Origin of the sequence: Nitrospira sp. BLG_1, assembly GCF_047338595.1 — a bacterium.
In the GTDB taxonomy this organism is placed as follows: Bacteria; Nitrospirota; Nitrospiria; order Nitrospirales; family Nitrospiraceae; genus Nitrospira_D.
In genome coordinates, this window is record NZ_JBLFBO010000073.1 from 1 (window position 1) to 9,289 (window position 9,289).

At 57.7% G+C, this 9,289-nt stretch carries 10 protein-coding genes and 1 other RNA gene; 7 read left to right on the plus strand and 4 right to left on the minus strand.

Annotated elements, in window-relative coordinates:
* Nucleotides 1-884: 884 nt before the first annotated feature.
* A complete protein-coding gene (locus tag ACMTNU_RS19630; RefSeq protein ID WP_413936986.1) occupies nt 885-1,106 on the minus strand; it encodes a hypothetical protein in 222 nt (73 codons plus the stop codon).
* A 371-nt stretch (nt 1,107-1,477) separates the two neighbouring features.
* On the opposite strand from ACMTNU_RS19630, the gene ACMTNU_RS19635 reads away from it, so the two are divergent.
* Nucleotides 1,478-2,722 carry an NnrS family protein gene (locus ACMTNU_RS19635; RefSeq protein WP_413936987.1) on the plus strand — a complete coding sequence of 415 codons (1,245 nt, stop codon included), beginning with the start codon at nt 1,478-1,480 and terminating at the stop codon, nt 2,720-2,722.
* 165 nt (nt 2,723-2,887) lie between these two features.
* Nucleotides 2,888-3,237: a transfer-messenger RNA gene (gene ssrA, locus ACMTNU_RS19640) on the plus strand.
* Here ssrA and ACMTNU_RS19645 read toward each other — a convergent pair.
* Nucleotides 3,216-4,901: a recombinase family protein gene (locus ACMTNU_RS19645; RefSeq protein WP_413936988.1), complete on the minus strand. Its 1,686-nt coding sequence runs from the start codon at nt 4,899-4,901 to the stop codon at nt 3,216-3,218. The genes ssrA and ACMTNU_RS19645 overlap by 22 nt on opposite strands.
* A gap of 82 nt (nt 4,902-4,983) precedes the next feature.
* Here ACMTNU_RS19645 and ACMTNU_RS19650 point away from each other — a divergent pair, with 82 nt between their 5' ends.
* From ACMTNU_RS19650 to ACMTNU_RS19660, 3 genes are all read left to right on the plus strand, one after another.
* Nucleotides 4,984-5,121, plus strand: coding sequence for a hypothetical protein (locus ACMTNU_RS19650; RefSeq protein ID WP_413936989.1), 138 nt, complete (start codon nt 4,984-4,986; stop codon nt 5,119-5,121).
* Between the two features lie 849 nt (nt 5,122-5,970).
* Nucleotides 5,971-6,249: a DUF1778 domain-containing protein gene (locus ACMTNU_RS19655; protein ID WP_413936990.1), complete on the plus strand. Its 279-nt coding sequence runs from the start codon at nt 5,971-5,973 to the stop codon at nt 6,247-6,249.
* Entirely contained in the window at nt 6,246-6,773 is a 528-nt protein-coding gene (locus ACMTNU_RS19660) for a GNAT family N-acetyltransferase (protein ID WP_413936991.1), read from the plus strand. The genes ACMTNU_RS19655 and ACMTNU_RS19660 overlap by 4 nt, the downstream gene beginning before the upstream one ends.
* Before the next feature lie 221 nt (nt 6,774-6,994).
* Here the strand turns inward: ACMTNU_RS19660 and ACMTNU_RS19665 are convergent, their stop codons facing one another.
* Nucleotides 6,995-7,267: a hypothetical protein gene (locus tag ACMTNU_RS19665; RefSeq protein WP_413936992.1), complete on the minus strand. Its 273-nt coding sequence runs from the start codon at nt 7,265-7,267 to the stop codon at nt 6,995-6,997.
* 167 nt (nt 7,268-7,434) lie between these two features.
* On the opposite strand from ACMTNU_RS19665, the gene ACMTNU_RS19670 reads away from it, so the two are divergent.
* Complete coding sequence (locus ACMTNU_RS19670) at nt 7,435-7,677, plus strand: hypothetical protein (protein ID WP_413936993.1); 243 nt, start codon at nt 7,435-7,437, stop codon at nt 7,675-7,677.
* A gap of 65 nt (nt 7,678-7,742) precedes the next feature.
* Nucleotides 7,743-8,168, plus strand: a complete 426-nt coding sequence (locus ACMTNU_RS19675; RefSeq protein ID WP_413936994.1) for a DUF6908 domain-containing protein — start codon at nt 7,743-7,745, stop codon at nt 8,166-8,168.
* 97 nt (nt 8,169-8,265) lie between these two features.
* Here ACMTNU_RS19675 and ACMTNU_RS19680 read toward each other — a convergent pair whose 3' ends face one another.
* Entirely contained in the window at nt 8,266-9,147 is an 882-nt protein-coding gene (locus ACMTNU_RS19680) for a serine hydrolase domain-containing protein (RefSeq protein WP_413936995.1), read from the minus strand.
* Between the last annotated feature and the right edge of the window lie 142 nt (nt 9,148-9,289).

The window sequence follows — 9,289 nt, forward strand, 5'->3', positions numbered from 1 at the left end:
GTTCATCACGTTCGCATTCATCGTGGATGGCTTACGGTAATGTTAACAGGCCCTAAAATACCTCTTCATCGAAGCCTCCTATTGAGTGAGAAATTAAACCTGATGCTGATACGACACGCGACTTTGGTCGGATAGCTGAAAACGAGAAGATGTTCTCTTGCTCGCCGAGCTATTATGTAGGCGTGCATACAAGCGCGTCGATCGTAATGTATGCAATTTTCTCCTGTCAACTGCGAGTGTCAGTAAGTAATTAGTGGAATTAACCAATATGAAAGCTAACTACTTGCTATCAATCATCAAGCTATCCTGCCGACCAATGCACTGCGTCGTTACGCAAGCAATGTGCCAACGTGAACGCTGTTCCGAGTTCATTGGTTTATTTTGTAATGTCGCAAGATCCCGTGTCCCAGTCATACGTGAGGAGTTGAGCTGTATCGAAATAGATTCATGTCGCTGAATCTATTTCGATACAGTTGGCGAGCGCTATTTCAAGAGATGGTGAGTGTGATCTTCCATGTATGCGCGCTGTGGAGGATGTATTACGCCCGTGAAGATATGGCTTCTCTATGTTAGTTAACCGCGGGGCTATTGGCTGGTAGATATGTGTGTGAGGGATTGATGGGAAACGCGATGGGCTTACGAGAGAGGCCGTTTATGTGGTCAGGTGGATGGAATCGCGTTGTGGGCGGGTCGGTCGATCTCGACCGAACCTTGACTAAACAGGAGTCGTACAGCGTGCATAGCACGGCTCCTCTATCTGTGCGGGGCGTGTGGATGGAGCGCCTACGGGGTCGTGCCCCTGAGTCTCATGCAGGAAGAAACAATTCAGAAGGCACGCCCCGTCTCTCGATTTGACCGGCGTTGTTGCGATACCATCTTGCTTGCTATGCCGCCACTGCCGGTCGAGTCGTCTTTCTGGTAAACCCTGTCGTGAGCCGTCTGGCCCTCTGCGCTTGCTGGGTCGCACGGTGAAAATGGATCAGTGGGTCCACGATGTTGCCGCAGGTCAGGCACCGAAGGGCCTGCATCCACATCGGCAGATAGCTTTCCTTCATATCCAGTAAATGATCCACCACCATCAGCCCACAGCATTTCGTGCATCTCATGGGACTCCCTCCTTCGTGTTTGGATGAGCGCGGATGTTCGTGCTCAGTATGTAGTGAGACGTATACGCAATGATGATGCCAGGATGAATGGTGTGTTGCCGTGGAGAGGCAAAGGCGCGCTCGTTCTCAATCCGCGCTACGATTCTCGTGTGCAGTTCGAGATGTCCTCGAGCCTGGTGGTTCTGCATCGTATCTCTCTTGATACAGCAGGGGTGACAAAACGATACAGCGTACGTAGCAGGCAGGGATGGTGGGTGATATGACAGGAGTGAATGGTGGCACAGCGATGCTGCCCCCGTCGACCCTGTCTTCTGGTTTTCAGAATACTCCGTTGACAAAGCTCTGATGCACCGCCGAGAATCCTGTCCGGTATGACAGGTAAAGAACTCCCGATCGTTCCCCAATCGGTCGTTGTGCCGGCGGAAGAGGAAGATGAGCCGACGTTTCCTCGGTACGACGGGCCCGCCTTCTTATCGTACGGGTTCAGGCCATTTTTTTTGGGTGCGGCGGTCTTCGCCGGTTTGATGGTTCTTGTCTGGGTCGCCGTCTTCGCAGGCCTGGTGCAGGGGGAGTTTCTCTATCCTGCTCGCGAGTGGCATGTGCATGAAATGTTGTTCGGGTATCTGCCGGCGTTGATCGCCGGATTTCTGCTGACGGCCATGCCCAACTGGACGGACCGGATACCATTGAGAGGCACCCCATTGCTGCTGCTGTTTCTGCTGTGGCTGGCTGCGCGGCTGCTCGTCACTGTGCCGGCGGCCGGAGGTCCTCTGACGGTCGGTATTGACGGAGCGTTCTTGGTTATCTTGGCCGCCTATGTTTGGCGGGAGATCATTGCAGCAGGAGCATGGGATCGGGTTCCGATCGGTGCGCTGGTCAGTTTTTTCGCCGGCGCGAATATGCTCTTTCACCTGTCCGCGTTGCAGGGCAGGCCGACTGATGTTCCCGAACGTCTGGCACTCTCCGTCATGACTGTGATGTTGACCGTGATCGGCGGGCGCCTCACGCCTACGTTTACTCGCGAGTTCTTCATCACTGAGAAGTTCCCTCGGCCCCCGGAAGTCTTTTCTCGTGTGGATGGCGGTGCAATCCTTCTGGTTCTCGTAGGGGCGATCAGCTGGATCGCTCAGCCGGAGAGCCAGTGGACGGGTTTCTTATTGATCGGGTGCGGCGTCGCGAGTCTGGTGCGTCTCATTCGCTGGAAAGGCTGGCTGACGTGGCCGGAACCGCTCGTGCTGATTCTGCATGTCGGATATGGATGGGTCGGCCTGTTTCTGTTGGTTCTTGGTGGATCGATACTCGGATTCGGGCTGTCTACCGCGAATGCCGTTCATGTTCTCACCAGCGGGGCGATGGGGACGATGACGCTGGCGGTCATGACCCGTGCAAGTCTCGGCCACACGGGCAGACCACGGCATGCCGACCGGCTCACCGTGGCGATGTATCTACTGGTCAACGCAGGGGCGTTATTTCGCATCTTCGCTTCGAACGTGGGGACGCCTACCGTCCTAACCCATACGATGCTCGGACTATCCGCGCTCGGCTGGAGCGGAGCCTATCTCCTCTTCGTATTTCACTATGGGCCCTATCTGGTCCGCCCCAGCCTTGATGAATAGAGGGCTTATGACCAGAACGGTGGCATCCCATTGACCTCTGCGGTATCATGAGTATCTAGAAAGTACGTGGTTCGTGAAACGTGAAGCGTATCTCGTAAGATTGAAAGTAAGAGTCAGGTCTCGTACTTCACGAATGACGAGCGACGCTTCACGAAATAGAAGAAAGGGGGCGACCGGTTTCGACGGGGATACTGAGGTCACTGTCGCATGTCGAGCTCTCGGGAACTCGTAAAAGTCCGAGAAAACGCAACTGCCAATCAAGAACTGGCACTCGCAGCCTAATTTAGGCTGAGACGTCGTTCCATCTGAGGCCCGCGGGGGTGGAATGGCGCGATGCAGCGGGCTGGTCCCAGGCCGGTGCTCAGCGGCCGAGGACGAGAACGTTCTGGGCTAGCGGCTGTTCTAAGCCTGCCGACGGGCGTGGATGGCTGCGAATCTTAAATTGTCGGCTACACATGTAGACACAGTGCACTGACGATCTTCGGACAGGGGTTCAACTCCCCTCGCCTCCACCACCAGCGTTGATGACGCTGGTTCCGGTCAACAGTCGGCCAAATGTCCCGGTTGCCGTGAAGCGGTAGCCGGGCCTGTGGTCCTCCTCGATGGGTTCACAGAGGATGTGTCCATCCAGCAACGTCCTCAGCATCTGACGAGCCAAAGGCACGTGTCGCCCCAGTAACGCAGGGTGATCGCCCAAGGCCTCTCGTAGTCGTTTGGTAATCTGTCGTTCATTCAAAGAGAGGGTCGTGGTCAGGGCTTGAAGCTGCGCAAGTTCGGCGACAAGACTCTCCTTTCGCGCTTCTTCCTTATGAAGGGACTGGACGACGGTAGGTGTCCCGTGACCGTTTGCGATGAGCTCCACAAGGTGTTGAAGGCGCGTCTCGAGGAGAGACAGTTCCCGGGTGACGGCCGAACGCCGGTCCGGAGAATGAGCCTGCTGTGCCCGCAACTTTTCCAATGCTCGTGTGATTGACGCTGAAAGGACTCGTCCGTCGATGGCCTCATTCATCGCACTCAGGACCGCCGAATCAAGAAGGTTTTGCTTAATGGAGACGGCATTCCTACAGATCGACGTTCCGCGTTTGTGAAAGTAGGAACATCGGTAGACCGTCTGCCCGGACCGCCCATCACGGCCTTTACTGATAGCCACAATGGAACCTCCACACCTGCCACACTTGGCGATACTACTCAGGAGATACGCGCTGCGCTGGTTCTCACCGGTCGGGCGTGACACAAACCTTCCCTGCCCCTCGCGCTTATACGCCGCGGCGTTTCGCTTCCGAAGGGCCTCAACCTGTGCCCACAGAGCATCGGATACGATCCGTAATTCTGGAGCCTCCAGTCGAAGCCAGTCGGACTGCGGTCGCTTGCGCTGCTTCTTGGTGCCGTCTCGCTGAATAGTCTGTGTTCGATTCCACCACACGATGCCCCGGTAGAGATCTCGCCGGAGGATCTCTCGGATGGCTGTCGGACACCAACCGAGAGGTCCGCCCATCGGCGGAGGGACCAGTGCTTGATTGAGGGTCTTTGCAATAGCCGCCAGGCCACAACCTGCCGCGTAGTGCTCAAAAATCTGTGCCACGATCCGGGATTGTTCCGGATTAATCTTCCTCACGACATGTTGACGTCTGAGTGTCCCATCCGAGTTCCGATCGGTGCCATACACCGGCTGATTGTCGTATCCGTAAATTTTGTTTCCGGTCACGTAGAGACTCTTGGCCTTACGCATCATCGCGTCATGGGTCCGTTGGCTCGCCTTCTCGCGTTCAAACTCTGACGCGAAATTGGTCAGAGCGAGCATCATCTTGTCCGTGGCACTGTCGAGCGTCCGTTCCTGGTTTGTGAGATAGAAGAAAACTCGCACACCGGCATCGACAATCTGTTTGAAGGCATAGCCCACTTGGATGGCCTCACGACCCAGACGCGATTCTTCAGACATCACGAGAACATGGAACGGTGGGCGGGGTTTCAGCGCATTCATCAGTCTTAGAAACCCGGGGCGTTTCACGAACTCGGCGCCACTGACTCCGTCATCCATGTAAATGTGTTCGTCGGAAACCGTCCAGCCCTTAGACTCGGCGTATGCTTTTGCATTCTCAATCTGTCGCGTCACGGAGCGAGCTTCCGCTGCCACACCCGTTTGTTCGGTAGATTTTCTCGCGTACACAGCAGCGCGCATATTAAGCTCCTTCTCTCTCTTGAGGGATCGAAGGATGCCGTTGACTCTCGGATAATGTCAAGCGTGGAGAGGAACCTATGGCATGGGTGGACTGGTATTCCGCCACGAGGATCTGGGCCAGTATATCCACCACGGTATCAAAGACCTGCGGCGGCCAGGTATCCGAAGTATGGACTCGGTGGTGGGACTCCTGCCGCTTTACGGCATCGCGAGTGCGTGATGAAGGAGTCGTCTTAGAGAGCATGATCACCCATTCTTTCGCCGACACCGTGAGCTTCCGAGACGCACTTATGAGAGGGTTCAGAATTTATGACCATACCGAAAAGGTAGGGGAGGCTGGCCAAAAGAAAGGACCATGGGGTCGGGTACGCCCGAGTCTGGAGAGGGCGCTTCCCTGGGTGAGCAGAAAGCCGAGAGTCGGACGAGTTTCTGCCGAGGCGTCGCTGTCCTGCGCTGGGCGAAGGACTTCGGCGGCCCACGTCTCCGAGGCACCGCGTCTGGAGACGCCGTGCCAGGTGGAGTCCGGCACCGTCGTGTCGCGTCACGCAACTCGACCGTGCTGAGAGAACAGCCGTCGCCCACTAAGGGGTGTGGCACGCCCGTGGCAACCGCGCCACCGAGACGGTGTCACGCTTGCAGCCGATCGTGGCCACAAACTCAGAGAACGTGTTGCGCCCCCGGCGTTGGTGATGGACGCAACACGATGTTGAGAAGAGGTTGGTGTGCGAGTCAGATTTCTGAGTCCGTCATGATCGTGATAGCTCTTCAGGGAAGATCGAGGAGCAGAAGAGAACCCATCGGGGCAGATACGAGTGTCACCACGGTACCGGATGCTTTTGCGCCGATGATGGCGAGATGCTCCTTCATTGTGCCGCAAGGGGCGCGAACGTACTATCTTGCGCTGAGCCGGAGCAGACCGGCTGGTGCATGGGTCAAGGAGCCGCATCATTTCTGCTCTCTTGCCGCGATGATGGAGCAGCATGGAAGCATGCTTATTCAATGTTCACACGTTGACATGCGCGCGATCTTCAAGTACGCTTTAAATGAGTACATACACAGGAGACGAGTCATGCCTCGAGTCGCTGTCGACGATAACAAGCGGATGAATCTCCGGGTGCGCCCGGAGCAGAAGGCCACGCTCGTGCGGGCGGCGGCGTTGAAACATACGGACCTCACGGATTTTGTGCTGCAACCGGCCTTGCGCGAAGCTAAGAAGGTGATCGAAGAAGCCGAGCGCATCATGTTATCGGAGCGGGACAGCCTCATGGTGCTGAAGCTGCTCGAAAAGCCCCCTGCACCGAATGCCCGGCTCAGGAAGGCGCTCGCATCGTTACCGAAAGCAAAATGAGCATCCCGGCCTGGCACGAGGAGCCGATCGGCAAACACCACGAGCGCAAGACGTTTGACTGCGGCGATGCCGCGATGAACGAGTTCCTGCATCGGTACGCCCGCCAAAGTCACGACGCCGGCGGCGCGAAAACCTTCCTTGCGATCGCCAATGCCGACAACACGACGGTTCTTGGCTTCTATAGCCTCGCGCCCGGCGCGCTCGCGTATGCGGACACGCCGGAGATGGTGCGGCACGGCCTCGCGCGTCACGATGTTCCGGGCTTTCGGCTCGCACGTATCGCGACACATGTGCGTGTGCAAGGGAAGGGTCTAGGCGGCCAGCTCCTGGCTGCAGCAGGCCGTCGCTGCCTGCGCGCCGCGGCTGACGTGGGCGGCGTGATCCTCATCATCGATGCGAAGAACGACCGCGCCGCCGACTGGTACGCCACATACGGCGCTGTGCCCTTAGCGAATACGCCGCTCACGCTCGTTATGTCCCTTGTGACGTTTGCAACCGAACTGAAGGCCAAGGATCGGGCATAACACGTGTCAGCACGATGATGTGATAGAGGAGTGCATGTCAGGCCTCCCATACATCCTCGCCATCCAGTCCATCCGTCCCTTCAAACTCAGTCTGGTCTAAGCATTGCGGGATCGTCTGATCGTTTCTGACACCGCTCGTCTCTGATACTGGCCCATTCTTTTGTCACCATGGTTGAGCTTCCCCGGCAACCTCGCGAAAGCTGTTCGGTCTTCCACTGCGTTCAGCGACCATCTGGCACGTAGTCGGTCGCCTGCTGGTCGACAACCACGTCACGCTCAAGACCGTCTCGAAGCCGACTCGCTGACTCCTTTCCACTGCGGCGCATGGGCTTGGTCGCTTCGGTCTCTCTGAACAGGACCTTCTCGCCTCGTCCGTTGAATCTGCTCTGTCGTGCCGTACTGGTGAGGAGCGGGACCAGCTTGTGGTTCTGGGCCGGTGCCTCTGCGCATCCGGCCTCCGCCCTGGCTTTCCACCGGCGGGCTGCGTCGATCATGCCGGCGCGCCGTCTCTGAGCGGCTCCTTCCCGCGGTCATTCCTCCGCACCGCGCCCACCGGCCCGCCAGGTGCCGACGGCCTCTCTGTCTCCTTTGTCGTCGCTGTGTGGCCTCCACTGCCTCGTGAGAGGCCAACACATCAACTCTAACTCAAGGAGACAACACTATGGCACCTCAAGACAAGAAACCCCAGCCGGTCACCACGCTGCGCTGCAGCCGCATCAAGGCGAGCATCTGGAAGACCGAGGGCATGAACGGTCCGTTCTACAACGTGACCGTGGCTCGTTCGTACAAGGGCCAGGATGGAGTCTGGAAGAATTCGGACTCCTTCGGAGTCGCAGACCTTGACGCGCTGATCGTCGTCGCCCAACAGGCGACACGCTGGATCGCGGAGCGGTCGGACCGCTGACCGTCACGGGAAGCCTCCGGCCCTCGGGTCGGGGGCTTCCTTCACGCCAAAAAAGGAACAGGATCATGAAACTCTATCAAGCCTCTGCTACGGATTTGAATCACTTGCTCAACGGCGCACGCGCGGTACGGATCATCGTGCCTGGTTACATGCCACTTTCGGTCGAGGAGATCGGCGTCAGTCAGGACGGGCGGCGACTGGTATCGCTGTGTCACTATGGCGAACAGAACGGTGATCTCATGCGGGATCCCGACATCGTGTTTCTGTTTTATAATTTGCCAGAAGGCGTGGCAGCTGAACCGGTATCCTTCAGGAACGACTACCTGGGGCTTTCGCAAGAAGTGTATCGGTATGACGAGACGGGCAGACGTACCCACGTCGTGTCCTCACTGAAGCAGGACTTGAAGGAGTTTGCCCGGGTCTGGTTCGTCACGCTCCGAGATCAGGGATTCTTTGCCCCCACGGCGGTTCGAGAGATCCTCTCCCCGTAAATTCTTTGATCTGTCGATTCAGTATGGGAGCGCATCCTCCTCAACGGGCCACGTGATCGATCGGCTCCAAGGGTATGCCGTCATGGACCAGAAGCCGTCAGTCGGTGAGCGCCAGCCGGACTGCCTCGTGCTCGACAATACCCTCATCGGTCCCTGGTGCAAACGCCGAGACCACGGGGCGTCCGGGCAGGTCGAGAAACGCGTACAGCGCGGAGACCGAATCGTGCCCCACGCCGGAGTGTCCGACCACGCGACCGACGCCATGCACATCCCCCATCATCACCCCGAGCCCATAGCCGGTTTTTGCCCAGGGACGGCGTGGGAGGGGACCGCCCAGTCTTAGCTGGTCCTGCATCGTGTCCAACGACAGGGCAGAAAGAATTCGTCCCGCCAACAATCCGTCCAGAAAGGCCACCGCATCCGTCGGCGGTCCGATCAACAGGCCATGAAACACCCAGCGTGGGTCGTACTGCATCGGGTTCCCCCAAGAGGTGTGCGCCATCTCCGAGGCGGTCGTGGCGATGTGCGTGCGTGTGATGCCGAGTGGCGTAAAAATAAGCCGCTGCAGCGCGCTGTCGAGCGGCACTTTTGTCGTGTGCTCGATCAGGTGCCGCACGAACAGATACCCGATATTCGAATAGGCCCATCCCGCACCGGGCGTAAAGAGCAACTGTCGGATAGTGTGTCGAGTCAGCAAGTCCTCGACCGACCACACCGGCTCTCCGCCGGTGACGGCCTTCTGGTAGGCAGGTCCCCCGTACGTCGTCAGCCCAGACGTATGCTGCAATAGGTGCCGGATGGTAAATGGCCAGTCGTCATAAGGATCATCCAGCCGGAATGCCCCCGTTTCGGTCAACTTCAACACGGCGGTGGCCAGCACCGTTTTGGTGATGCTCCACCAGGGCACCGGTATAGGGGGAGTACCCCGGACTTCTCCTGAGTGCCGAATGATCGCGTGCGGAAGAGAGGATAACGGCATGGGACAGGGTGGCAGACAGGGATCATGAGCGCAAGTCCGTCGCCGATGGCATGGATGAGTAGCGAGCGTGTAAGACAGATTTGAAGAGGTTGCAGGATATGGCTATAGCCCGTAGTTGTCTTACATTATGGGTTTATCGTAT

What these genes read in the sequence shown, in the direction of transcription:
- ACMTNU_RS19630 (WP_413936986.1), bottom strand. Translation starts at nt 1,106, where the DNA reads ATGAGATGCACGAAATGCTGTGGGCTGATGGTGGTGGATCATTTACTG.
- ACMTNU_RS19635 (WP_413936987.1), top strand. Translation starts at nt 1,478, where the DNA reads ATGACAGGTAAAGAACTCCCGATCGTTCCCCAATCGGTCGTTGTGCCG.
- ACMTNU_RS19645 (WP_413936988.1), bottom strand. Translation starts at nt 4,901, where the DNA reads ATGCGCGCTGCTGTGTACGCGAGAAAATCTACCGAACAAACGGGTGTG.
- ACMTNU_RS19650 (WP_413936989.1), top strand. Translation starts at nt 4,984, where the DNA reads ATGGGTGGACTGGTATTCCGCCACGAGGATCTGGGCCAGTATATCCAC.
- ACMTNU_RS19655 (WP_413936990.1), top strand. Translation starts at nt 5,971, where the DNA reads ATGCCTCGAGTCGCTGTCGACGATAACAAGCGGATGAATCTCCGGGTG.
- ACMTNU_RS19660 (WP_413936991.1), top strand. Translation starts at nt 6,246, where the DNA reads ATGAGCATCCCGGCCTGGCACGAGGAGCCGATCGGCAAACACCACGAG.
- ACMTNU_RS19665 (WP_413936992.1), bottom strand. Translation starts at nt 7,267, where the DNA reads ATGATCGACGCAGCCCGCCGGTGGAAAGCCAGGGCGGAGGCCGGATGC.
- ACMTNU_RS19670 (WP_413936993.1), top strand. Translation starts at nt 7,435, where the DNA reads ATGGCACCTCAAGACAAGAAACCCCAGCCGGTCACCACGCTGCGCTGC.
- ACMTNU_RS19675 (WP_413936994.1), top strand. Translation starts at nt 7,743, where the DNA reads ATGAAACTCTATCAAGCCTCTGCTACGGATTTGAATCACTTGCTCAAC.
- ACMTNU_RS19680 (WP_413936995.1), bottom strand. Translation starts at nt 9,147, where the DNA reads ATGCCGTTATCCTCTCTTCCGCACGCGATCATTCGGCACTCAGGAGAA.